19 protein-coding genes are annotated in these 25,823 nt (G+C 53.4%); 3 read left to right on the forward strand and 16 right to left on the reverse strand.

Translation table 11 applies throughout. From position 1 onward, the window contains the following. Nucleotides 1-225 precede the first annotated feature (225 nt). Complete coding sequence (locus tag C5Y96_RS02365; protein ID WP_158261054.1) at nucleotides 226-1,692, forward strand: OprO/OprP family phosphate-selective porin; 1,467 nt, start codon at nucleotides 226-228, stop codon at nucleotides 1,690-1,692. Between the two features lie 73 nt (nucleotides 1,693-1,765). Further along, nucleotides 1,766-2,368 (forward strand): hypothetical protein, encoded by a 603-nt coding sequence (locus C5Y96_RS02370; protein ID WP_105349945.1) that lies wholly within the window; start codon nucleotides 1,766-1,768, stop codon nucleotides 2,366-2,368. A 152-nt stretch (nucleotides 2,369-2,520) separates the two neighbouring features. On the opposite strand, the gene C5Y96_RS02375 is transcribed toward C5Y96_RS02370, so the two are convergent. From C5Y96_RS02375 to C5Y96_RS02440, 15 genes are all read right to left on the reverse strand, one after another. Next, nucleotides 2,521-2,763: a hypothetical protein gene (locus tag C5Y96_RS02375; protein WP_105349946.1), complete on the reverse strand. Its 243-nt coding sequence runs from the start codon at nucleotides 2,761-2,763 to the stop codon at nucleotides 2,521-2,523. A 359-nt stretch (nucleotides 2,764-3,122) separates the two neighbouring features. Next, nucleotides 3,123-3,332, reverse strand: a complete 210-nt coding sequence (locus C5Y96_RS02380) for a hypothetical protein (RefSeq protein WP_105349947.1) — start codon at nucleotides 3,330-3,332, stop codon at nucleotides 3,123-3,125. Nucleotides 3,333-3,686: 354 nt separating this feature from the next. Further along, nucleotides 3,687-5,114: a DUF1501 domain-containing protein gene (locus C5Y96_RS02385; protein ID WP_105349948.1), complete on the reverse strand. Its 1,428-nt coding sequence runs from the start codon at nucleotides 5,112-5,114 to the stop codon at nucleotides 3,687-3,689. Nucleotides 5,115-5,162: 48 nt separating this feature from the next. Beyond that, nucleotides 5,163-8,393 (reverse strand): DUF1553 domain-containing protein, encoded by a 3,231-nt coding sequence (locus tag C5Y96_RS02390; protein ID WP_105349949.1) that lies wholly within the window; start codon nucleotides 8,391-8,393, stop codon nucleotides 5,163-5,165. Nucleotides 8,394-8,396: 3 nt separating this feature from the next. Continuing rightward, a complete protein-coding gene (locus C5Y96_RS02395; protein ID WP_105349950.1) occupies nucleotides 8,397-10,139 on the reverse strand; it encodes a FecR domain-containing protein in 1,743 nt (580 codons plus the stop codon). Further along, nucleotides 10,136-10,705 (reverse strand): sigma-70 family RNA polymerase sigma factor, encoded by a 570-nt coding sequence (locus C5Y96_RS02400; protein WP_105349951.1) that lies wholly within the window; start codon nucleotides 10,703-10,705, stop codon nucleotides 10,136-10,138. Before C5Y96_RS02400 ends, C5Y96_RS02395 begins: the two co-directional genes overlap by 4 nt. A gap of 172 nt (nucleotides 10,706-10,877) precedes the next feature. Continuing rightward, nucleotides 10,878-11,306 carry a hypothetical protein gene (locus tag C5Y96_RS27220; protein ID WP_158261055.1) on the reverse strand — a complete coding sequence of 143 codons (429 nt, stop codon included), beginning with the start codon at nucleotides 11,304-11,306 and terminating at the stop codon, nucleotides 10,878-10,880. Nucleotides 11,307-11,358: 52 nt separating this feature from the next. Further along, entirely contained in the window at nucleotides 11,359-12,258 is a 900-nt protein-coding gene (locus tag C5Y96_RS02405) for a DUF1559 domain-containing protein (RefSeq protein WP_105349952.1), read from the reverse strand. Nucleotides 12,259-12,591: 333 nt separating this feature from the next. Continuing rightward, nucleotides 12,592-14,037: a sulfatase gene (locus C5Y96_RS02410; RefSeq protein ID WP_105349953.1), complete on the reverse strand. Its 1,446-nt coding sequence runs from the start codon at nucleotides 14,035-14,037 to the stop codon at nucleotides 12,592-12,594. Nucleotides 14,038-14,074: 37 nt separating this feature from the next. Beyond that, complete coding sequence (locus C5Y96_RS02415) at nucleotides 14,075-15,598, reverse strand: sulfatase-like hydrolase/transferase (protein WP_105349954.1); 1,524 nt, start codon at nucleotides 15,596-15,598, stop codon at nucleotides 14,075-14,077. Beyond that, entirely contained in the window at nucleotides 15,570-17,366 is a 1,797-nt protein-coding gene (locus C5Y96_RS02420; RefSeq protein WP_105349955.1) for an arylsulfatase, read from the reverse strand. The genes C5Y96_RS02415 and C5Y96_RS02420 overlap by 29 nt, the downstream gene beginning before the upstream one ends. Nucleotides 17,367-17,400: 34 nt before the next feature. Beyond that, nucleotides 17,401-18,978, reverse strand: a complete 1,578-nt coding sequence (locus C5Y96_RS02425) for an arylsulfatase (RefSeq protein ID WP_199188621.1) — start codon at nucleotides 18,976-18,978, stop codon at nucleotides 17,401-17,403. Nucleotides 18,979-19,673: 695 nt separating this feature from the next. After that, nucleotides 19,674-20,543 (reverse strand): transglutaminase N-terminal domain-containing protein, encoded by an 870-nt coding sequence (locus tag C5Y96_RS02430; RefSeq protein WP_146115491.1) that lies wholly within the window; start codon nucleotides 20,541-20,543, stop codon nucleotides 19,674-19,676. 364 nt (nucleotides 20,544-20,907) lie between these two features. Then, nucleotides 20,908-21,483, reverse strand: a complete 576-nt coding sequence (locus C5Y96_RS02435) for an HdeD family acid-resistance protein (protein ID WP_105349958.1) — start codon at nucleotides 21,481-21,483, stop codon at nucleotides 20,908-20,910. A gap of 207 nt (nucleotides 21,484-21,690) precedes the next feature. Then, nucleotides 21,691-22,623, reverse strand: coding sequence for an SHD1 domain-containing protein (locus tag C5Y96_RS02440; RefSeq protein ID WP_105349959.1), 933 nt, complete (start codon nucleotides 22,621-22,623; stop codon nucleotides 21,691-21,693). A 319-nt stretch (nucleotides 22,624-22,942) separates the two neighbouring features. Between C5Y96_RS02440 and glsA the strand changes: the two genes are divergently transcribed. After that, nucleotides 22,943-23,935, forward strand: a complete 993-nt coding sequence (gene glsA / locus C5Y96_RS02450; RefSeq protein WP_105349961.1) for a glutaminase A — start codon at nucleotides 22,943-22,945, stop codon at nucleotides 23,933-23,935. 73 nt (nucleotides 23,936-24,008) lie between these two features. Here glsA and C5Y96_RS02455 read toward each other — a convergent pair whose 3' ends face one another. Next, the gene (locus tag C5Y96_RS02455; RefSeq protein ID WP_105349962.1) at nucleotides 24,009-25,823 is read right to left on the reverse strand and encodes an SLC13 family permease; all 1,815 of its coding nucleotides are present in this window, start codon (nucleotides 25,821-25,823) and stop codon (nucleotides 24,009-24,011) included.

Genomic DNA, 25,823 nt, shown 5'->3' on the forward strand with positions numbered 1-25,823 from the left:
CGGTAGCAATGGTCGGGTGGTACTCATCTGAACCCCACTAATAGGATAAATTCGTTAAGCTTGCCGCAGATGGCATAACGACGTTTTGCACGATGCGGGAAACGCTATCTCGCTTTCTTCCGCGCAAATTTGTGTATAGGCGTTGATAGCAATTCGTCGAACCCAATGGGGCCGGACAACGGATGGACCGGCAGACTTCTGAGAATAGCATTGGGGCAGAAATCTATGACACGATGGATCGTGATGGCCACCGCTATGGCCATGGCGTTGGGGATACGTACGGCTAGCGCGCAGTACGACACGCCAGACATCAACTTGTATGCACCGCCGATACCAGCATCTCCTTCCGATCGTGCGGTTTCCGCGGATCAAGCCGCGGCCTTGCAGGCCCAGATCGACGAGTTGAAACGAGAGTTGGCTCGTCAAAAGTTCAACAACGGCGGTGTGCCTGCCATGAACGTCAGCGTTCCAAACAATGGTGCACCGGATATCGTCGAAGATGTCGACAGCCTGATGAAATGGCGAGAGTCCGTTGAGAGGTCGGAGGAAAAAGCAGCCGCGGCCGCTGCCTTGAAGCCATCGGTCAAAGTCGGTGGACGATTCTTTTACGACGTCGCTGACTTCAGTCAGAATCAGGCCAGCTTGAATCAGGTTGGAGACGCGGAAGACGAAATGCGGCTTCGCTGGTGCTGGATCGAATTAGGGGGAAACGTTCTCGAGAACACGACCTACCGTGTTTGGTTCGATGTTGCCGCCCAGGTAAGTCTTCTAGACGTTTACCTCGATTTCGGTGAACTCCCCTTTATCCAGAACTTTCGCGTTGGACACTTCTTTGAACCGTTCAGCATGGAACAGCTAACGCCCAACAAGTATCTGGAGACCATGGAACGTTCGAGCCCGTTTTTGCTGGGACGCAATATGGGCATCATGGCTCACTCCGATAACGCAGAGGCTAACTGGACGTACGGTGTGGGCTTGTTCGTTTCCGAGCAAGGATCGAAGCCGCCGTTTTATGAAGGGGATACCGATGCTTCGGCCATCACGGGGCGCGTGACCTACTTGCCGTGGTACGACGAAGCCAGTGACGGGCGTGGTCTGATCCATTTGGGTGCCGGCTACAGCTGGCGGCACCTGGGTGATGGCAATACCCAGTTCCAGAATCGCCCAGATTCAGCGTTGGCACCTGTTATTGTCAATACTGGGCTGATCGATGCGGACTACTACCACCTTGCTGGGCTGGAAGCCGCTTACGTTTACGGATCGTTCACGTTGCAGTCAGCGTATCACTGGGTATCGGTGGATACAGACAACTTCGGTTCTGAGTCGTTCGATCACTATTACGTTCAGGCAAGCTACTTTCTGACCGGCGAGAATCGCTCGTATAACCGCCGCTCAGGTTCCTTCTCGAACCGAGTGGTTCCCTACGAAAATTTCTTCAGGGTTCGCACGGAAGATAACTATATCTGCAATGGGCTGGGGGCCTGGGAGTTGGCCTACCGCTTTTCGCATGACGACCTGAACAGCGATAACATTTTCGGCGGTACCGATTATCGGCACTTGGCAGGTCTGAACTGGTACTTGAGCCCATTTACTCGCGTCATGTTTCAGTACGTGTACTCGAATACGGATGACCAGGTCGCTTCCAACGGTGAATTGCACGTATTTCAGACACGTCTGCAATTCGACTTTTAGTCCCGACTTAATTCGAGCGGTCAAAGACGATCGGAATTCAATGCAGCTTTACCCTGATGGGAAAAGAATCATCATGCGATACCAAGCGATAATTACCTTACTGTCTGTCATGTTAGTCAGCTCGATCGGTTCGGTCCGAGCTCAGGATCTGGTGGTTCTTCCTCCGACGCCACCTCAAGTAGACGGTCACCCACCAGTCGAATCCATGGAGCAAATGGTCTATGGAGAGCCTGGCTGTTGTGCCCACTGCACACAGCAGTGTGCGTGTCAAAAACGCAAGCACGTAATTTGCGAGATTAAGAAGGTCAAGAAGACGGTATTCGATTGCGAATGCGAAGGCGTCTGTGGCCTGAACCCAAGTTCGATGCTGCCCGATTCGTTGTTCGGTATTTCGCTGTGGGGACATAAAAAGGTGGGATGCGGCGAGGCTGGGTGTGGCGATTGCGCTGCTGGTTGTTGCCCAAAAGCCCCGCAAGCCAGTCATTGCCGGACTCGCAAGGTTTTGGTGAAGAAGACGATCACGGTGGAAGTGCCAGTTTACAAGTGCGTGGTCGAATACTGCTGTGACGGTTGTGGTGGCGCGATTGATTTCGCCGCCAGCGACGCGACTTCTAAAGAGAAAGACGTGCCACACGTCGCGTCTTTGCCAAGTAACCAGGCAGGTTATGGCGAATAACTGTTCCCCAGGAGTTGTCCGGCTCCGATCCCAGGCCCATGCCCGCACGAGTGCGGGCATGGTTGTTTCTTGGACGTACTTTGTCAACAAGAAAGCCCTGGCACATTGAAGCGACCAGGGCTCGTAAGATCTTTCAGTAGCGTGGCCGAGTTTTAGCTTTCGCCATATCCAGATTGATCGCGGTAGAGCGATGGATCGTTTACGTGACGAATGACTTGAGTGCTTGGGGGGTAGTACGTTGGAGATGATTCGTAGGTACGGTATTCGACACGCGGAGCATGGTGGTGAAACGGACCGTAGGCACGGCGTCCGAACAGGCCAGCCTCGGCGGTCGTGACAAAGGTGGTCCCAACCAGGGCAGCGAATACTACGGAAGCTACGATGCGGGTCATCATGGTGAAGAGCCTCTCAAAAACAATTAGCGATTGACTGGACATCAAACGTGGGGGCGGTGGATGTCTCTATGTCATCGTAATCAGCGAGAAAGCCTGGTCCAGCTTGATTCTTTACCCTCAGATTGAATACGGGCAAAGGGGTGAGAAACCACAGAGGATAGTGTGCCCATTGTCTAGCGGGTAGCTGAGACAATCAAAGAGTTTTGGGTCGGGCTGAAGCGATTGCACCGAAGATGATCCCTCTAGGTATGGGGTGTTGCTACCCGGAGGGATATGGCAGAGCCGCGAACAGCGCTGAATAAATTTTCTGGTAACCAAATGCCATTGGGTCTCTTTCGAGGGCATTTAGTCTTGGAGAATTAAGCTTGGAGGACAGTTTGATCCGTGCTTGCCGGGCTGTTGCGTAGCATCTTGAATAATGCCTCACGAGCCTGATCGTAGGATCGATAGGTGGCCGGATCGATTAAGTAGCCACGTTCCTGACGGGCTGTATCTTCCGGCAATTGTCCTGGCGTAACTTGGGCGATGGTGAGGCTTTGGTTGACCTCAATGATGGCGAAACGGACCACGTTGGACTCCTTTGTGGTAGCAGATGCACAATTTAATCCAAATGCCGAGCGTCCCAATTTCCGCCTAGAACGTTGCGACATCGTCACTAATTCCTTGCGACGACTATTCCTTATTTCGGTAGTCTCCCAAGAGTTGCCGAAGCTGTAAATGGGAAAAATTTCACGATGTCAGAATTTCATGGAGACTGAATAAAAGGTGGTAATCGCGTAGTCACTCATGCGCGAAACGATACCAATTAGCGAGTTTTCTGGGGAGAAAATGACCACGTGTCGACCTGCCGACATGCGGGTAGCCGCAGTGCGCAGGTACATAAGTTCAAGCATGAGCGACGTGAGATTTGAAAATCTGAATCCTTAGGCGAGTCCAAGTACCTTCAGCTCAGCCCGCCCTTCGTTCATGTCGATTCGTTCGGGGCGTCCTTTGTGACGATAAATGAGCTTCGTATGGTCGACCCCCAGCACACGCATGATCGTCGCGTGTAGGTCGTGAACGTGTAGGGGGTTCTCGACGGCCTTGAGCCCTAGTTCGTCGGTCGCGCCAATCGTACGACCACCGGGGACCGCGCCGCCTGCCATCCACATGGTAAAGCCGGTGGGATTATGATCTCGCCCGTTCCCCTTTTCAGACATCGGAGTTCGGCCGAACTCGCCGCCCCAGATCACAAGCGTCTCATCCCAGAGACCCCGCCGCTTAAGGTCCTTCAGCAAGCCGGCAATCGGTTTATCGACCTCTTTGCAGAGTTTGCCGTGGTTGCCTTCGATGTTGGAATGGGCGTCCCAGCCACTGCCTGCACCGCTGTATAGCTGAACGAAACGGACGCCGTTTTCGACCAGCCGACGGGCCAACAGACAGTTATTGCCGAAAACGTTCGTTTCCTTCTGGTCGATTCCATACAACTGTTTAGTCTCTTCCGACTCGCTGCTCAGATCGACAATATCCGGTGCGGCAGACTGCATACGGAATGCGAGTTCGTACGATTTGATCCGAGCTTCCAATTCAGAGAAGTCTTCCCGCTCTGCAGCGTGTTCGCGATCCAATTGGCTGAGGAAATCAAGTTTGGACTTCTGACGTTTGGACGTGATGTGACTTGGGGGATTGAGGTTCAATATCGGGTCAGCACCAGACTTGAACTGAACGCCCTGGTAGGCGGCCGGCATGAAGCCACTTCCCCAGTTTCGTGATCCGTTAACTGGCTGTCCCTTGCCGTCGGTCAGCACAACGAAAGCGGGCATGTCCTGGTTTTCAGTTCCGAGACCATACGTTGCCCAGGCACCCAAGGATGGTCGACCGCCGATAACATGACCGGTGTTCATCTGGCAAACGCCGGACGAGTGGTTGATGCCGTCGGAAACGCACGACCGGATCACGCACAGGTCATCGGCACACGTCGCAATCTCGGGGAACCAGTCTGAAACCCACAAGCCACTTTCACCGTGCTGCTTCCACTTGCGAGGACATCGCATCAAGGGGGCGTCGTTTTCTCCCATCGCCAGAATAACTTTGCCGAAGCTTTCGGGAAGTTTCTGACCGGCCAACTCGTTGAGCAGTGGCTTGGGATCGAACAGGTCGATATGGCTCGGACCACCTTCCATGAAGAGGAAGATCACGTTCTTGGCTTTGGCCGGAAAGTGCGTCGTCTTCGGTGCCCGAGGATCGGCCGGAGCAGCCGAGGCCGACTGACCCATGAGTGCTGCCAGGGCCATTGCGCCGAAGCCTCCGCCAGACTTGGCCAGAAACTCGCGGCGAGTGGTGGGGATTTCGATATGGGGTTGGTTGTTCATTGCGATTCTCCCATCGGAGTTTCAGTGGCAGGCACCGGCAAGGCTGGATCAGTCGACGAATTGGAATTCGCCTGAATTCAACAGGACGTGGCAGTAGTCGCTCAGAGCAATCAAGATCGGCCCCAGACCACTTCGATCGGAACGTCGTGAAAGTTCCAGTGCGTGCTCTGCGTTCGAGGCATCGGCCAGAGGCCCGTTGGGGTTCGATCGAACAAATTGCCAAAAGCCAACGGTGTCTTCGGTTACGGGATCGTTGGGGGTATTGATCATGATCTTCGCTTCCTCTTCGATTGCACTTCGCGTCAGGCGAACATCATCGATAAGGCCATCCCAGTTATGTGGGCTTTGGGCGTCACGGCCACCGACACTGAAGCGAAGCGAATTGGAACCACAGTCGCCTACGATCGAGTGTTTGACGACGACCGTTTCCAGTTCCGATTCGTCATACGACATGTCACGTGCGAAGAAAGTGGCCGTGCCTGCATCGAAGTCGACCGAAGCCGCAACGTAGTATGGCTTGTCAGAAGGTATGCGAATGTTGGACGCAACGACTTCGTACTTCACCTTGCCGCTCTTGTCCTTGCCGATCAGTTGAAGAATCAGGTTCCGCGGGCGATAGGCAGACTTGGTGCTGGTAATGCCAAAGTTCCAGCCGGGTGTCGATTGCGTCCCATTCCAATGAGCGGCGATCGTACGAACCGAGGCATCCTTGAATAAGGTCCGATTAAAGACCAATGCTTCAATCGTAAAGTTATGTGACGGGAGAGTCTTGGTGTCAGGTAGTGTCAGGAACTGATGTGGCGTTGCATCGCTGATGTTAAAGGCCGTGCTCCAACGCTGCATTTGGGGTTCATCCAGCAGGACAGTCGAAGGGAGTTCTCCCTCTTGGGCCTTGGTAAGATCGCGGTTGTAAGCGACTTGTTCCTCGATGAAGGTTACGGCCGCTTCGAGCTCTTCTGGCTGAGGCACTCGTCCGAAGCATTCGCGAAAACTTTCACGAACGATGGCTTCGTAGTCGGTGCCGTGTTCGCGGTTAAGCCGTTTGGCCATCGCTTCCGAACGCTTCAGCGTCCAATCGCCATTAAACATTAATAGTGATTGCGTGGCGGTTGTCGTCGCATTCCGCTGAGCGACACTGGCAAATCCGGTAGGAGCATCAAAGCTATCCAGCAGGGAGTCCGGTGAGTTACGCATCTTCTTGGTGAAGACAGTCCTCACGGCACTGTTGCTGGACGATGCCGGCCCGCCGGTCTTGGCTTGAAGCTCGCCACTGACAGCCAACATCGCGTCTCGAATTTGCTCGGCTTCCAAGCGATGGGCCGGGAACCGCCACAGCAAACGGTTTTTAGGATCCACCATTTTGGCAGCCTCTGGAACGTCAATCAAAGACGACTGACGATAGGTCGCCGAAAGCAGGATCTCGCGATGAAGCGGCTTGAGCCTCCAGCCGTTGTCGATGAATTGGCTGGTCAGCCAATCCAGCAGTTGGGGATGGGTAGGTGGTTCACCGAGGCGGCCAAAGTCGCTGGAGTTTGACGAAAGCCCCACGCCGAAGTGATATTGCCAAACTCGATTGACGATCACACGCGGCGTAAGGGGGTTGTCGTCCCGGCAGAGCCATTTGGCAAGCGCGGCACGCCGTCCGCTGCTTTTCGGGTTCGCAATGGAAGAACGATCAATTTCTGCGGTGCCTGGCTCTAAAATGGTCAAGAATCCGGGCTTGATTTCGCGTTGAGAACGTTCATCGGGAATCGTCGTCGGCACGACGTCACCTTCAGCGTCCCCAACAATATCGGCGACAGCTGGTTTCTTGGGTTTGCTACTCAGGACATCCTGGAGCTTCTTTTTCAGGTCTTCCCAGGTCTGTTGTTTGTCCTTGGGAATTCGACCTTGTAAGCGGTCATATTCAAACTCGACTTGTTCTTCCACGAGATAGAAAATCTGGTTTTCGTAGGTATTTCGCTGGTCCGCCGGCTTCCAGTACATTTCCTGGACTTCTTCGGGGAACATCTCGACCGCCTTCTTGCGAGCGTTTTCTCGCGGCTTCTTTTCGATCTCAGCGATTTGATCGATCAGGTCTTGATGCTTGGCTTCCCATTGGGCCAACTCGTCGTGATAGGTTTTTAGATCTTCCTCGGAAGCTAGGGGGTGGGAATCTTTCCAGACCAACGGCTTGAAGAATGCCTGCAAGCGATAATAGTCATCCCGCAAGATCGGATCGAACTTGTGGTTATGGCAGTGAGCACAAGCGATTCCCATGCCCAGAAAAACATCCCCCACGGTGTCGGTCAGTTCATCGTTGATGAGAACTTGCTGACCTTCAGCGTCGCGGCTGTTGTATTCATAAACGCCTCCACGCAAAAAGTAAGTTGCGACCAATGCATCCGGATCATGAGGGGCAACTTCATCGCCGGCCAGTTGCTCGGTCATGAATTGCTTGTACGTTTTGTCTTCGTTGAGACTCTGGATCACGTAGTCACGGTAGCGATACGCCAGGGGCCGGTAGGCATCTTGGCGATAGCCATCTGAATCGGCATAGCGAACGATGTCGAGCCAGTGAGTCGCCCAGCGTTGTCCATAGCGGGGATCGGCTAGAACCTTGTCGACAAGCGATTCGTAGGAGGCTGGGCTCGGATCGCTCGCAAATGCACTCACTTCTTCTGGTGTTGGTGGAACGCCGAGCATGTCGAAGTAAAGACGGCGAATCAGATCGCGAGGCTCGGCCGGTGGTGCTGCGGCAAGTTTCTGTTCTTTCAGCTTCGACAGAATGAAGTTGTCGATCGGGTTGTGTGCCATTGCTTCCTGGTCGACTGTAGGGACGCTAGGACGCTCGACCGGTTGGAACGCCCACCAGGCACGATCTTCCTTCGTGAAGAGCTCGTCCTCACGTGGTTCGCCTGGGTGTTCCGGCCAGTAGGCACCATTCTTGATCCAGGTCTCTAGAATCGCGATCTGGTCATCTGGAAGAGGCCCTGACGGTGGCATCTCGTAGCTCTCGTACTTTACCGCAGCAAGAAGTTCGCTTTCCTCCGGCTTGCCAGGCACGACGATCGGGCCGCTGCTACCACCTTTCATGAAGTGATTGCGGCGATCGAGACGCAGATCCGATTTCTGTTCTTTCGCACCGTGGCATTCAAAGCAGTGCTGAGCCAGTAAAGGGCGAACTTTGGTTTCGAAGAAGATCGTTTGTTTATTTTCATCTGCCGCCAATGCAGGCGAAATCATCGCCGTCAAAAGCAACAGTGCCAGCGACGTGTGTTGGCGAAGGGTAATAGGCATGTCTTACTCTTCCGTTGAGTTGGGCTCTTCGGGCGAGGTGGTGGAAACAGGTGGGAAGCCCCCGATGAAGACCGGGTCGATGTAGTTCTCGTCGTCCATCGCATCTTGGATGAACAATTCGCGAACTTCAGCACCCTCGGGATAGCCGAGGTCGGAAAGATCGATACCGGCCGCGATCACTTTGGCAGGAACCGCGTGAGGAACGCCGCCGTTGTGATTCGATTCGCATAGTTCTTCGACGCTACGAATACGTCGGTCGAATCCATACAAGCGAAAGCTGCTGAGCTGATGTGAGCCATGGTCGACGAGCGAGATGTCGTACTCACGAATGGTATGAGACTTAAGCCCAGGCTCGAAATGCGTGGGGGATACGTGGAACGGATCGCCGTCTTCAGGGTGCACGACCACGTGCAGATCAAAGAAAACGACATCGGGGCCAGGGCCATTGACGATAGGCTCGTGGAAACGAACTGCCAGTCCGGGCGTGCGCTTGCCTGGGTCTTCGTTGCTTATATCTGGATCTGAGGTTAGTGGCATTTCGTTGCCACCGGGATTCAAGATGCCAGTGCAAAGGCAATGGTCACGATCCAGGTACTCTGCTCGACGCCGGGTTTTGTCTCCACTTTTTGGGTCGATACTTAGAAGAGGAGTCGTCAGGTTGTTGATGTTTTGATTGACTTTGAAATGAATCAAATCGAAGCCAATCAGCTGGTCCACATCATAGGTAACCGTCTGACCGCCTCGCTGGGCGGTGACCGCTAGAAGCTTGTCAGGCTCAGGGGCTCCCTTGGGGGAAACATCAAACGAGATGATACGGTCGGGCAAAATCGACTTGTAGGTGCGTCCGAACTGCGAGGCATCGCCGGCGGCGACTTCCCCCATCGAGCTAATGACACGGCCTTCGCCTGCTTCGAGAAGGAGGCCGGCATGAGGCGGCTTGCTCGATTCCTGGGCAGTAAATACCTCGGCGGCACCCTCGATAACTTCGACGTCCGCTTCGCCAGATTCGTTGACGCTGATCGAGAACCGAGTCCCCTTATCGACAACTTCAGCCTGGGGGGTCAGAACACGAAAACCTTCGGCACCATCAGGGGCGTAGACAGAGCATTCGCCTACTTTCAGCAAGACACTTTCGGCCGATTGAATCGTAAACACCGCTGGGGCTTGAACGATCATCTCGGCACCAGTGCGGCTGCGAAGCTGAACGCTTCCTTCCACCAGAGCGTAGTCGTGATCCAGGTCCAGGGTGTCACCAGGAGCGAAAGCACGCGGCTCGCCAAAGAAGCGACTTCTTGCCAGCTGCATGATTTGCATTTCTGCCGCAGCAGGGGCAACTTCAGGCCGTGGTTGATCACCCTTGGGATTCACTTCAACCGGAGGATCATCTTGGGCGACTGGCTTCTGATTGGCGTTCCAAAACAGCACCGGCACAGCCATCAGTCCAAGTAGCGTTAGTGCCAGCAGTGGCCAGTAGCTTGCCATGCTCCGCGTTGGGGAAGGACGATCACGCAGCACCGTCGCTGGGCGAACGACGCCCTTGGGCAAGCTAAGCGATTGTCGTCCGGTTTCTTCCGCTGCCAATTTGGCGAGACCATATTCCAGGTCTAGCAAAAGGAAATACTCGTCCCGGGCGTCCGGGCTGGCCAATAGTAATCCTTCCAGCTCGGCGTGTTCTTCCGCCGTCAGGCTTTCATGAACACTTCGGTGAGCCAGTTCTGCGAGTCGTCTGTTGGGTTCGTTTGTCATGCGTCCTCTCCAGCTGCGGTGAGTCGCATCTGGACACATTGGGCCAGTTTGCGGCGAATGGTTGCCAACTGATTATAGAGTGTTTGGGCAGATCGACCGGTGGCAGCAGCCAGGTCGGCGACCGTCGTCGCGCCACCATAAGCCTTCCAAACCAACTGTTGCTGGTGCTCGGTTAACTTCTTAACGCACAAGCGTAGCGCTGCCAGGTGATCAGGCACCTGCGACAAGTCGTCGCTTCGCTGCTCTGCCAGTAGGTCTAACAGCGTTTCGCTGAATTGCAGTCGATCGCGTTGGGCGGTTCGCAGGAAGTTTTTCACTTCGTAAAACGCCACGCCACATGCCCACGAGAGAAAGTCTCGCTGCTGATCGAATGTGTCGAACTTCTTCCACAGAAGCAGACTGCAACGCTGAAAAACATCATCAGCGTCCGCATGGTGCGGCAGCAAGGAATAAATATAGGCATGCAGTCGGTCGCAATCGGCCGAAAAATACGCTAGAAAGTCCGCATAACGCTGATCTTGCGCTGCTTCGTCGAGCGGAGAACGTTCTGGGATTTCGTAGGACATGACGGAGGCCGGCGGTTTTTCGGAAGGTGAGCATGAAACAGAAAACGTTTCGACGGGCTCTTACCCTCTAATCGTACACTTAAGGACCAGTTTACTAGGGAAAACTCGATAAAATCGAACGGATAATGGTGTATCCCCGCCCCTTACGGGCCAGGTGGGCCCACAAAACTGCCTAACGGGTCGCCAACTGAATGACGAAATTGTTCTCACCAGGAGTTACATGAAATTTGAGTCCCGACGTTTCGTACTTCCGATACCTCGGTGGAAAGTTGGGGATGACTGCGGTGCCACCGCCGTCTCCGGTGGCTGGGCTAAAGAGGATGGCCTCGTGTTCTCCTTCGAGGGCACCGTCTCCTTCGTGGAAGGTCGTTAACTGAAAGGACCCGTCTGGTTGGATTTCTCCGTGGGCTTTGACGATTTCTCCATCTTGGGACGACGTGCGAAACTTGATGATCCCTCCGCCTGCCGGCGACCCATCGGGTAGCACGACCTTGCCGGTAACGGGGTGGGTCGCGACCGATGCTTCGCAGCCAACGAAAGCAAGGCAGACAAGGGCGATCATCCCTATTGAGAGACGGTAATCGAGTGTCGAGGCTTTCACGGTGGGGCGAACCTCCTAATGGGGAGTTTTAAAGATGAGAGGGGGCAGCGAGTTAGAACTCGACACTGATTACCTGACCGTCATCGCGGCTGGCCAGTCGACCAAGATTATCTTCATCGATGTTGACCTGGATGGAGCGAACGCTGCCATCTCCCATCACGAAATTGGTAATTCCTGGATGGAAGCTACCGAACACCAGATGTGCTACGCCGTCGACGTCGTCCCGCATGTTGCTGGCGAGCGGGTAATCAGGACCGGCCGCTCTCATGGTCGTATACGCCCATCCGCTGAGAATCGGGCCGTCATGGCCGGTGGTTTCATCTTTCAGCTTGTCGATTTGAACATGGCGTTCGCCGATCATGATTGTGTTGGTTAAGCCGTCGGTCACCGATGCAAAGTTTGTTTGGCTGGAGTATTGGTCCTTGTTGCCTTTGGCAACGATGAGCATTCCTTTTTCCTTGCCAAGTTGGCGAATGATCGAGTTGTCGCCGCTAGAACCGCTGACGGTGGCGTAGTCCCAGACTGCACCATTGTCGGCATTGATAGACTGTACCACTTTCGTTAAATCACCTTCCTGGTGACGACTAGGGCAGACGTAACCAGAGACACTGGCTTGCTGCGCGGCCGTGGTTTGATCTTTGTATTTTTGTTTCAGGTCGAGTTGATCAAAGAGATTGTTTTGTTCCATGAAGGGAAGCAATAACGCCGACCAACCCAGATATTCATACTGAATCCGTGAAGGAGGCAGTTCGCCAAAAGTATCGTGGAAGTTGTGGACAGCAAGTCCGACCTGCTTGAGGTTGTTGACGCACTGCGTACGGCGGGCGGATTCACGTGCCTGCTGCACGGCGGGAAGAAGCAAAGCAATCAAGACACCAATAATGGCGATGACTACCAAAAGTTCGACAAGCGTAAAGCCGTTCTTCACGACTGAGTGAGATCGAAGGGCCATAGTGCATTCCCTGAGTGGAAAAGAAATGAATGAGATACGATGCGCGAAACTGGTGTGTTTGCACAAACCACAAAACCTTGCCTAAGTCCTTACATGCTGGCCAGCATGCCTTGGCAAAGCTCTTAAAGGAAATATTGAAAAGAGGTTAGGGCGAATGGAGAAGGTTCGAGAGCATGATGAGGTAGTGCTCTCCATAAGAAAGTCGTACGACGAATCGGTGCTTTACTCTTATTTCTCACAGAAAAGCAGAAAAAAAGATCGCCTGCCAGGACGCGTCGATTTACTAAGCCATTGTTAGGCAGATGCTGGCGTATAGTGGTAGATGATTCGCCATCACTTTTGCAGGGCTTTTTGGATATACGATCGATATTCCCAGCGATCTTTCCACTCAGGCAGGTATTTCTCGTAACGGGGGTCGACTGTCCAGTAGTGCGGTTCAGGATCAGGCTCCGTTAGTTTTCCGGCTGCGTAGTCTTTACCGGCAAAGCTTAATTCGACGCCGGAGTCCCACGCCTGGTAAGCCGCTTTGAGTTTCTCAAGTTGGTCCGGATTGGCCTGGGCAAGGTCCATCTCTTCGTGTGGATCGTCCTTGAGATTGTAAAGCTCGAACTTGTTGTCCTTTTCTCGATTGATGGTCACCAGTTTCCAATTGTTGTCGACCCAGGCCGATTGCTTTTGAAATCGAAAACCAATCGGTTGCTCGCGTGCCCCGATCTCATCGGAAAGCAGTGGCTTCAGGCTAACGCCGTCCAGTGGCTTCACAAAAATATCCTCAGGAAGTCCCAGGACATCAGCGATGGTAGGAAAGAGATCCATGGTGCATGCAGGGTAGTTGCTAATACGCGGCTGAATCATTGATGGCCATTCGATGATCGCAGGAACACGGAGGCCACCTTCATAAACGCTCCCTTTATTGCCTCGCAGACCACCGACGGTGTCAGGCTCGATCTTCGGAAGTCCGCCGTTATCGCTACAGAAGACAAACAGCGTATCGTCGGCAATCTTCAATTCGCGTAGTGCGGAGCGTAAAGTGCCGATGCTGCGATCCATTGCGACCAGTTCGCCGTAGTGATTTTCTGAATCGGCTTTGAGGTTGCCAAAAGGAATCTTGTCGTCATCGAGAGCCTTGAAAGGGCTATGGGGCGTGCCAAACCACACAACCGCAAACATCGGTTTGTCCCCGTCCTTGTGTTTTTTGAGGAATTTGATGGCCTCGTTCATGGCAACTTCGGAGGAGTCTCCCTGCATTTGCTCGAACTTGCCTTGCCGGCTCATCAACGGATCGACATCAAAAAAGTTCGTTACCGAGACCCACTCGTCGAAACCGAAGTGACCTGGACCGTAGGTATCTTCTGCGAGGACCGGGGCACCGGGACCGCGAAGTCCGTTGAGATGCCACTTGCCGAAGTGCCCGGTGACGTAGCCGGCATCTTTGAGGGCCTGGGCAATCGTCTTTTCCTGATGCCGCAAAGCGTAACCATGTGTCAGGACCCCGCAGCGGTCAGGCGTACGACCAGTAAGCACGCTGGCTCGGGTCGGAGAGCACACGCAGCAGCCTGCATAGAATCTTTCGAGACGCAGGCCATTGGCGGCCATCAGATCCAGGTTTGGCGTTTTCAACACTGGGTGATTTCGATACCCCGTCTGCCCCCAGCCCATGTCGTCTGCCATCACAAAGATTATGTGGGGGCGCTTCTCCGAAAGTTCCGTTTGGGCATTGGCAACGGACAGGCCAGACGTAATCAGACAGGCTATGGCAAGAACAAGGATGCGTGTCATAAGGTGCACTCTTCGTCGTGGGAAAGCAACTCGGTAGTTAGCGTACCTGACCGTTTGCTTGGATCGTCTTCAGTTTCTGTTTCAATTGTTGCACGAGTTCCGGCTTGCTTTCGTAAAGATTCTTCTTTTGAGCCGGATCACTCTCCAAATTGTATAATTCGCCGGGCAGGTTATCCTTTTGATAGCCTCGCTGCTGGTCGAACCATTCGGGAATTCGGTTTTGAGAGCCTGATTTGGCATCGACGAGCAGCCACTTACCATCACGGATCGCATACGCCTTGGCGGCCGTATTATGAACGATCGTATTGCGCGGGCTAGCTTCATTCGAGGTCCAAGCGGCTAGTTGGTTATAGCTGTCGTGGGCAGTGTCTTTGGGTAATTGATAGTCGACAATAGCCGCGATTGTGCCCATCAGATCGACTTGGCTGGTCAGCGCATCGCTAGTGCTGCCTAGTTTGATTTTGCCTGGCCACTTCACGATGAACGGGACATGGTGCCCCCCTTCATAAAGATCCCGTTTCACACCACGAAACGGAGCAGAGCTCCAGTGGCCGAAGTTTTTTACTCGCTCGTATGCGTAATTCTCGGCCCCATTATCGGCGGTGAAGATAACGAGCGTGTTATCTTCGAATCCGTTTTCTTTAAGGGCAGCCAGGATCTTCCCGGCCATGGCATCTGTCATATGGACGAAGTCACCAAAGGGGCCGGCCTGGGAACTGCCGACGAACTCTTCGGTTGGAACAATCGGCGAATGTGGCGAGTTGAATGGAACGTATAAGAAGAATGGTTCTGGTTTCCCTTTCTGGCTGGCAATCCAATCGACGGCTTTATCGGCCAGGGCAGGGACAACCGCCCAGAAGTCCCAATCCTTGACTGCAGGGCCAGGTCTTGCGCTCCAGCTTCCCTCTGGTGTCTTGGGAGTTTCGGTCAGCATTACCGAGGGCTCGCCAACGACTCGATCGTTCTTGAACCAGGCATAGGGTGGAAAGTTGGGGACATCGTCTCCGAAGTATTCGTCGAACCCATGCGACGTTGGTCCTCCGGAGATCGGCTGCGACCAGTCGAATGCTTCCGGTTGGATGACTCGATTGCCACGATTCGCCTTTATATCAGCATCAGGGCGAAGGATATCCTCCCAGTTCCAGCCTAAATGCCACTTGCCAATGCATGCCGTCTTGTATCCCTTTTCCTTCAGGATTTCGGGCAGCGTTAGTTCTTCCTTGTCGAGAACCGGTGGACCAAATGCTTGAACGATCCCGTGGAATTTCCGCCAATGATATCGACCCGTTAAAAGGGCATAGCGACTTGGTGTGCAGATCCCCGACGAACTGTGCCCATCGGTCAATCGCAAACCTTCCCTTGCCAGACGATCTAGGTTGGGTGTGGGAATCTTGGAATCAGGATTATTGGCACCGAGGTCACCAAATCCCATGTCATCTGCATACAGAATGACAACGTTGGGCAATTCAGCCGCACGGAGTGCCCCGGTGAAACTGAGAAAAACAACAGCGGCGATGATTAAGTGTTTCACGCTAGTCCCCCACGTAGCGAACAACGACATAGTAGGCACCTAGTTCGTTGCCATCTTTCATGACAAACAGGGGAGACAACTGACGCGATCCCGCTTGAAGCTTGGTCGTGAAAGTGACTTCGTGGGCATCCGATGCTACCGGTTTTGACTCCAAGTCTTTTCCGTCGATTCGCAACGTGGCTGATGCAATTGGCAATGCGACGCCTGGTCGAGCACGCATCGCACGGCTTGCTCCCGGTACGTTGTCCCCAGGTGCTAGGTCGGTCAGAATCGATTGGTCCGCTTCGACCGGCCAACGTCGAAGGCTCACTTCGTAGGTGCCGTCACGAATAACTTTGACGGCCCAATGTCCTTCGTGCTTGGCATTCTGTTTCTTGCCCTTGTAACCATCGCCGTCTCGGATATGCCCTTGGTTCCATGGCGGCATGTCCGTCTGGATCCAGTCGTGCGCCGTTAGGGATGCTTCTGGTGCATCGGGATGCCCAAGGTAGATTTCGGTGGGCTTGGCAAAGGTTGGCTCAAGTTCGGCCCACCACTTATCGTAGAACGCCGTCATCTTGGCGACCACGTCTGGGTGCCCCTTGGCAATGTTGTTCTTCTGGCCTGGGTCCTTCTGGATATCGTAGAGTTCTTTGCCATTGATGAGCCGCCACTGTTGCGACATCACAGCCGTTTGTTTCCACTTGCGAGGGTCACGAACTCGCTGCGAATCAGTGACCAGGTAACGATCTTCCCAGTCGATATCGACAGCCGGATCGAGAAGGGCACGAATCGACTTTCCATCGAATTTGTAATTGTCAGGAGCAGAACCGCCGGTCATGTCCAACAGCGTCGGAGCGATATCGACTGCGTGGGTCAGCCGATCATTCACGTACCGCTTATTCATTCCCGCCGCTGGCCAGTAGCACATCAGTGGCACTCGATGGCCTCCGTCATATTCGCTGCCCTTTTTGCCTCGCATGCCGGCGTTGAATACTGAGCCACCGGTCGCGGTGCCGTTGTCGGTCGTGAAAATGAAGATCGTATTGTCCGCGACGCCTAGAGTGTCGAGCAGCTTTCGCGTTTTGCCGACATTGTCATCGACGTTCGTAATCATCCCAAAGAACGCGGCAATGTCTGCCTTTTGCCCTGCATACATATTCATGTACTTCTGAGGGCAGTGCAGGGGACCGTGCGGGGCGTTCGTTGAAATATACGCAAAGAAGGGTTCGTTCTTCTTCACGCTATCGCGAATGAACTGATTCGCCTGGCGAAAGAAGACGTCGGTGCAAAACCCTTTGGCAGGGGAGAGCTTGCCGTTGTGGAAGTACTGTCCATCGAAGTACGCGTTGTCCCACAGGTCAGGCGTCTGTCCCACGCCCCCACCACCGTGGCGATAAACTTCGTCGTAGCCACGATCTTCGGGGCGATAAGGGTAGTTGTCACCAAGATGCCACTTGCCGAACATACCGGTGACGTATCCATTGTCTTTCATAAGCTGTCCGAGCGTAGTTTCTTCTGCGCGAAGCATCGAACGCCCCATGATTGTGTGCCAGGCACCAGCACGATCGGTCCAATGACCCGATTGAAGCGCCGCACGCGTTGGAGAGCATGTCGGCGCGACGTGATAGTTCGACAGTTGTGACGACTCGGAAGCAAGCTTGTCGATATTGGGCGTCTTGATGACGGGATTGCCATAGCAAGCCAAATCGCCGTAGCCTTGATCATCGGTGATCACCAGAACAATATTGGGCTTGGCAGCTAACAAACTGGTGCAGCTGAATACCGTTATGATTGCGGCAAGGAATAGTTGTTTCATGGTGTTAGACCCTCAGGGTGTTATCGGTATGAGATTATTTGCCGCGTCGCTGTTGTTGAAGCTTGCCCCAATCCCAAACTCCGCAGCGCTGGGCCCAGGCCTCCCAGGCTGCTGCAAGCTCTTTCGTCTTTTCGGGATGAGCCTGGTTGAGATTCGTCGTTTCCGTACGGTCGTCTTTCAGATTGAATAAGGACCAGGGGCCATTCTTGATTCGAACGGCTTTCCAGTCACCTCGACGAATGGCTTGATTTCCTTCATGCTCCCAGAACAGATCACGAGCAGGGACCGACTTGGTTGACGAAAACTGACTAGCGAAGCTTTGTCCCTCGAGTGGAATAGTTGTCTTGTCGTTTCGTTTGTCGGGATAGGTCGCTCCGGCTATTTCCAAGAGGGTTGGCATAACGTCAATAACATGACTGGGAGCATCGACCAGGCGTCCGTTATTCTTTACGCCTTGCGGCCAGTGAATGATCAGTGGCGAAGCAATACCTCCTTCACGTGTATCCATTTTGAACTTGCGGAAAGGAGTGTCATTCGCATTGGCCCATTCCAAGCCAACGCTGGCATAAGAAAGGCCAGTGCCGATCGGTGCGTCTTTCTTCCCGCGGCTGAAACCACCTGGGCCACCTTCGGCCGAACAGCCGTTGTCGGAAAGAAAGATGAATAGCGTGTTCTCGAGTTGTCCAAGCTCTTTGAGTTGCGTCACTATTCTGCCAACGTTTTCGTCAATGCAACTGACCTGGGCGGCATAGATTTCCATGCGATGTGCCAGGTCTTCCTGAGCCGACTGTGGCATCTTCTCCCACGCTTTGGCCTCTTTATCGCGATCGCTCATTTTGGTGACGCTGGGGAATAGCCCCATTTTTGTTTGTCGTGCGAAGCGTGCATCGCGAACGGCATCCCATCCCTGAGCGTACTTCCCTTCGTAATGGGCGATGTCTTCTGGCTTGGCCTGCAAGGGCCAGTGAGGTGCAATATGCGCCAAGTAAAGAAAGAAAGGTTTCTTGGTCTCTTTGACTGCTTCGTCGATGAACTCCATGGCGTGGTCGGTTAGATCGTCTGTGACATAGAAGTCATCTGGCAGTTCGATCTTTTCGTCGTTGTTGACGAAGAATACAGTGTTTCGGATTTGAAGCGTGTCTTTGTAGTAGACTCCACCTCCTGACGGTGTGCCCCAATAGCGATCAAAACCTCGCTTGGTAGGCCAATGCTCCGGTTGGGAGCCGACATGCCATTTGCCGGTCATGAGCGTTGTGTAACCCGCACCGCGAAGTGCTTCGGCGATCGTTACACATTGGTCATTCAGATAGCCTTGGTAGGACGGAACGCCATAGTCCCCTACCATGTGACCGATGCCAGCTTGGTGTTGGTAAAGGCCTGTTAACAAGGCGGCCCGTGTCGGACAGCAGCGAGCTGTATTGTAGAACTGGGTAAACCGAATTCCGCTGTTGGCCAGTTGATCTAGGTTGGGGGTCTCGATTTCCCCACCGTAGCAGCCAAGATCCGAGAAGCCCATATCGTCGGCCATCATCAGAATGATGTTGGGACGATCTCTTGGCTCGGCGTTAAGTGATGTTGTAAAGGTGTGTTGTGCGAAGAGTACCCAACTCACCGCAAAAGCGAGAGTAGCTATTCTGTGTAGCAAATGACGTGGGGATGTTCGGCGGCAACCGGGCGTTCCAGAACGACGCGTCGAAATGGCAAGGAATTGAAACATGTGGAATCCCCTTCTTTGGATGATGAGCGTGCTGCGGTCACTTCCATCTCGTGACCGGCGGCATCTATGGTTTGCGCGCATAAAAAGACCAAGGGCTTGCGGTCGGCAAACCGCATGCTGATCCCTTGGGGGCAAGGAACCGAAACCGATTCCAGCTCTTAGTGTCCTCTCTCGTATTTCACAAGTCAATTCCCAGCGGCAGCGAGGACACCCTAGAAGGGATTCTGTAAAAAGTAAGGAGTCGGAAACCGCATCACCAACTGCATGGCACTGGAATCAATCGGATTGCTGGTATTACTCGCCTCCCAGCACGAAGAAGCAAGAGGCTCCCTTCGACGAGGGTGGGAAGCAGATTCGCGGCAAGGAGAATAAAGAAGCGGCTCAGTTGACGCTGGTCCGTATTAAACTGACTGACGAACTGATGCCTGCCTCGTCGGCTCTATTGAAAGACTGGACAATCGATCAAGTCTGCGAGATGTAAATCGCGAACACCATGACCACGCCATAGTTTGTTTTTGCCTATCCTGGCTGAATGAATTTTGTGGCCACTGCGGAGCACTCTTGGTATCGGATACCTACCATACGTGGAGCTAAACGGCGACCACCTGGACAGACACCTCGATTCCTTGATAGGCGTGGCTTGGCCCTTCCCAACTGCCGGAGAGAGGTGCCGCTTTTTCTTGTTCGCGAGCAACTGCCACCGAGATGTGTTCTGCACTGGCCAACTTATTATTGGTGGGATCAAAACCACGCCAACCTGATCCTGGCAGATATACTTCGGTCCAAGCATGGGTTGCCCCATGTTGCCCGGCTTCCATCTGGATGTAGCCAGTCACGAATCTAGACGCGAAACCCCAGTAACGCACTGCTTCCATCATCAGCACTGCGTAGTCGCGGCAGGATCCGCTGCCGAGTGCCAGTGTTTGATGCGGTAACTGAACTCCCATGGTGTCGCGGGACATGTAAGTCAGCGATTCAAAAATGCGTGTGTTCAACTGACATAGTAACTGGAAGGTATCGACGATCTGTCCTGGCTGATACAGTTCGCGAAGCCAGTCATGAAGAGCCAAGCCGTCGTATGGATAGCTCGGCAAGCGGTAAGGAACGAGTTCAACCTGTTCGTCTGGTGAGTATTGAAACGGGTAGGACCGGGCACGAGGATCGATCAAACATTCAATCGGATTGTCGTCCGAGACGTCCACGTCAATTTCGGCCAAAACCTTCAAGCGATCGGCCTTCTCTTCAAAGGTGACAATGGCTACCGAATTCCCCTCGATATCCCTTAGCCAGCGCACATTAGCCGCTGGTTCAATCTCGAGTTTCGTGTTGATGATCCGTAAGTCGTGTCCCTCGCGGGGGCGCATTAGAATTCGATGCTGGTGAAATGTGACCGGTTCGCTGTAGTGATAGACAGTCGAGTGAATAATGCGTTTCCGTTGCATATTGGTTGAACTACTCAATGCCGTACTCCGCTTCTTCGATCCGTACCAAATGGAAATGCCCGAATATCTCAGATCCGAAATGTACCATCACCGGAATATGATCAAGACCGAAATTGCGCATGCCGGATTCAAAAACATGATTTTTTCCCTCTCCTAGATGCATTGCAACTAGGAGAGCATCGTGCCCGATCTCTCCCCAGGTGACAGGCACGCAGGGCGTGCGAAAAGAAGATCAAAGAAGGAACGACGGTCGCGTCCAGCGGTGGTAAATTGCGTTTACCGTGAGGCGATCAACTCCGTCATCATACGGCACGTAAATACTGAGCCGTAAACAACTGAAGCTATAGCGCTGAGAAGGAATGGGGACGAGCAGCCATTCGACTTAGGATGGCTGCTGCTTAGGTAGTGATCGGATGCCGAACGACAACATGATCCATGCCCATCCGTTGAAGATTAGATCGATCCCAAGGAACAGACCGATTACCCACAGCCCGGAGGCTGGCCACTGCTTATAAATCAGCATGCCCATCATCAGCGTGATGCCGCCATTGAGCAAGACCCACGGCCAGCCGGTAAACCGCTCGGACATCGCAAACACCATGCGAAAGATCCCGCTCATAATCAAAATAATTGCGATCACAAGCGTGAGGTTAATAGCCGCTTCCATTGGCTGCTCGATAATGATGAAACCGGCAACCATGTACATGATCCCGATCAGGAGATGCAGCAACATGCCGCTCCAGCGACCGGTGGAAAACGAGTGAACAACGATCGAGATGCCACTGGCCAATATCACAAACCCAAACAGCCAGGTTGCCGCCACGGTAACCGTCGCCAAGCACGCCCAACTGATCGCGAATAAGCCCATGACGACCATGCCGATCCCAAGGACTAAAAACCAAACCCAATTACCCTGCAGATCTTGAGGTTCTTTCGTGGGCGTCGTTTCGGTCTGCATGGTTATTCTCGGCACAAAGATGTTCTAGGTAGCGACAAGCTAGACGCATTAATCAGTGGCGGGATAGTCGGGTTTTCGCAACCCATACACTCCTTCCAGGAAAATACCCTACCTTTAGGTGAAGTCAACAGAAGCAGGATTGATTTCCCGAATAAAGAACCGGAATATGCCAGAAGTCTGGCTTTATAGCCTTTTTGTCGCTTTCGCTCAACGACTGACCCTGCGAACCGTACCGACCATAAAGCCAGGGTTTTGATTCAGGGCAGCGGCAATTGCCTGGTCACTGTCACGCCCTAAGGCTACTACCCATTGCGGCGGTAGAGGGTTGCCTGGTTGTGGATATAGAGTCACTTCCCAGGCCGAAGTCAGACCAACTCGTACCGCAGAAAGATTCAGATTCATCTTGGCGATCTGCGTCTGGATCTCTTGATTACGAAAGTGTGCCGCAGCCAGCGTCTGCAGCATAAAAGCTTGCTCACGCGGCAAATCATCGCTGGCTTGTAGCTCGGCGTCGATCTGGCTAATCTTCCATTCGGCCCAGCCGGCAGTTAGCCAATCGTGATCCTTCTCGTCAAAAACAAAGAATGGAACGGCATATTCATCGCCATTTTCCGATTCAAAGATCACTCCATTCACTTGGAACGTTCGGGCAACACCCCGTTGGCGAAGCACCCAGTTTTGGAATGCACGTTGATCGGGTAGATCGATTTCGTCGAAATGCGAAACGATCTGAGGGATTAGTTGGCGATAGAAATCGGGCAAGCTATTAAGCAGTCGATCGTTAACGTAGACCCTGCCGCGTCGTCGTTGGACCGTGACATCCCGACTGGCGAAATCGACGATTCGCCCCACCAGTTTCTGGCCGTCTGCGGTTACCCAGGTTTGCATTCCACCCAGGTTCTTTTCGTGGATCGCTTCGGCGGTTTCTGAAGCTAGATACTTTTGATCCTGAACCGATAGATCATCAATCTTAGCAATCCCCATTTCCATGTCGGCGCGCTGAAGCACGACATAGTAGTCGTCAAATCCGACGAGTTCTGCCTCTAGAGAATAGTCTCCCGAACGCGCCGTCCACTCACGTGCTTCGCTGCTGGAAGCAAAAAGCAACACAATCGAGACGCAAATCCACACATACGCCATGATGGTACTCCTGGTGAAACATTCCTCTGCTCACCGGATTATAATCATTGATCTACCAAGGGGCGTCAAAACTTATTTGGCTCGAGGCCAAGTGTACATTTTCGAAGCTAAGCCAACTTTCGCGGGGCAGTTGGTCTCTGTCTTATCTTTCATCACGCCACGATATTTAATCGCTAAACCCATCTTCGTTTTAGAGCAACCTCAATGACTTTGGATTTGCGTTGGACTACAATCAACGTGTTCCTGATGGACGCATCTTTCCCAAGTATCATTCAAGTACTCACCGCGTTGTATTCAGACCTTCTGGGAGAAGCCGCATATGGCGGACGGGCCTCAACTGCCTTCGCATTATGTTTCTACGGGCCATCTGCCAGATGAGTATGTCGTCGAGTCGCTCGTGAAAGAAGCCTACGAGCAATTCAAAAGCAATTCCGAAGGACGAAACTCGCAGGTCTACCCAGCCCTCGCACGCGTTCGTCCCGATTTGTTTGGTATCTGCGTTGTGAGTTCGGCAGGCAAGGTCTATTCCGCCGGGGATTCAGATCACGGATTCACAATCATGAGTGTTTCCAAGCCGTTCGTCATGGCGCTCGTGTGCGAGTGTCTAGGGCCTGAGGAAGTACGCGATAAGGTCGGTGTAAATGCCACTGGCAGAGCGTTCAATTCGCTCGAAGGAATTGAACGTGGGGATGACGGCCGGACGAATCCGATGGTGAATTCAGGTGCGATTGCAACCACAAGCCTGGTTCCTGGCGACACACTGGAGGCAAAGTGGAGCTTCATTCACCAGGGTTTGTCGCGATTCGCAGGACGCGATCTGGCGATGAATGAAGAAGTTTTCACCTGCGCAATGGAAACGAATTTTCGCAATCAGTCGATAGCACGCATGCTACAAAGCTTCGGGCGTATCTATATGCCACCCATGGAAGCGATTGACCTATATACCAGGCAGTGTTCGTTGATCGTGACCGCGAAGGATTTGGCCGTCATGGGTGCCACGTTGGCAGACGGTGGAGTGAATCCAATCACAAGGGAAAGAGTTGTGGCATCTACGGTATGCCATTACGCTCTCGCGGTCATGTTGACGGCCGGACTATACGAAACTTCCGGCGACTGGCTTTATGAAATTGGGCTACCGGGAAAGAGCGGGATTGGAGGAGGAATTGCCACGGTCTCGCCTGGAAAAGCGGGGCTGGGAACCTTTGCTCCGCCGCTTGATAACACCGGTAACAGTGTCAAGGGACAACTGGCCGCCAAGTTCCTTTCCAAACGATTGGGGATGGATCTGCTCGTTTCCCAACCTGAAGCCTAGTCGATTCGTTCTCCCTCCGGATTCCGGTGCTTCATTCTCGTGCAAGAGGGGACCAGAAGGGGTTTAGCTCAGATTAAAAGGGAAAGAGAATTGGCACCAAAACGATGCTGATCAACATGACGATCACCGTAAACGGAACGCCGATTCGGACGAAATCACCGAACGAATAATTGCCCGGAGTTACCACGAGAGTGTTCACCGGCGAAGAAACTGGCGTCATGAATGCGGATGACGCAGCCAAAGCAACAATCATGGCAAATGGGTAGGGCGATGCGTCGAAGTCTTTGGCAAGTGCCAACGCGACCGGGGCCATCAACACCGCCGTTGCCGTATTGGAAATGAACATGCCCAGGATTGCCGTGATTGCAAAAATGCAGGCCAGCACGGTACGCCAACCAAGGCCACCGATGACCGCCATCAATCCGTCGGCAAGCAGGTCCACTCCCCCAGTGCGCTGAAGAGCGATGGAAAACGGCAACATACCCACAATCAGCACCAACGTCTTCCAGTCGATGGAACGATAGGCGCTGTTCAGATCGATGATCCCGAAGGCACCCATCAACAGGCAACCTGCGAGTGCGGCGAGGACGTTGGGCACCAAACCACTAACCATCAATCCCACAACCAACACCAGACAGACGACTGCTGGGATTGCTTTGCCTGGGGCTGGAAGTACTTCTTCAATTTCAACCGGCACGTTGTACAAAACCAGGTCACCACCGTGCGACTGCAAGTTGCGAATGGCCCGCCACGGTCCAATTACCAACAACACATCACCGACCTTCATCTCCTCGTCTTTTAGATTGCCGACATGTTCCTGACGACCTCGACGAAGCCCAATCACGCGCAAGTCGTATTCATCATGGAAGTGGGCTTCGACTAACGATTTGCCTACCAACTCCGATGTCGCCGGTAACAATACTTCGGCCATACCGATCTCTTGCGAACGATCGGAAAAGTAACCGCCAGTCAATGGCAGTCTGTCGACGGCATATCGCGTACAAAGCTCTTCGACAACGGTCGCGTCGGCCCGCAAATCGATGAACAGGATATCACCGACTTCCAACAGCGTCTTATTGGTTGGCTGGATGAGCGTTTTGCCCCGTTCAATCGCGATAATCTTGGCACCGGTGTCCTCCGCCGAACGAATACTCTCGATCGTCTTTCCCACAAGTGGTGAAGCAGCAGAAATTGAAACGCGATGCTCGGCTTCTGCCAGGCGATACTCCTCCACCCACTTCGCGAGATTCGGCCCGCTTTGCTGCTGCGTTTCCGACTCGCTCGAACCGAGCCAGCGTCGCGCGAACAACATATAGCCGATACCGGCGAACAGGATCGGAATCCCAAACGGGGTGAATGCGAAAAAGTGAAAACCATCAAGACCATGACGTTCCAACTCACCGCTGACAACCAGATTCGGTGCCGTAGCGATTAACGTCATCATGCCGCTGATCAACGCTGCCGTACTCAGTGGCATCATCAACCGTCCGGGAGAGCAGCCTGTGCCTTGTGAAATCCGCAGCACAACGGGAATAAAGATGGCCGTGATGGCCGTCGAACTCATGAAGGCACCAAGTGCACAGACAACCAACATCAACATCAAGATCAGGCGAACTTCGCTGCTCCCCGCCTTTTTCGACAGCCAATCCCCGATAGATCTGGCGACGCCGGTTCTTACCAATCCATCGCCGATCACAAACAACGCGGCAATCAAGACGATATTTGCGTCGCTGAATCCTGCTAAAGATTCGTTGACGGTAATAATCCCAGTCAACGGCAAGGCGACAAGCATGATCAACGCTACCGCATCCATGCGCGGTTTGTTGACGGCGAACATAGCAATCGCCGAAATGAGCAACGCCAATACGACAAGCAATTCGAATGTCAT

Origin of the sequence: Blastopirellula marina, from assembly GCF_002967715.1 — a bacterium.
GTDB lineage: Bacteria > Planctomycetota > Planctomycetia > Pirellulales > Pirellulaceae > Bremerella > Bremerella marina_B.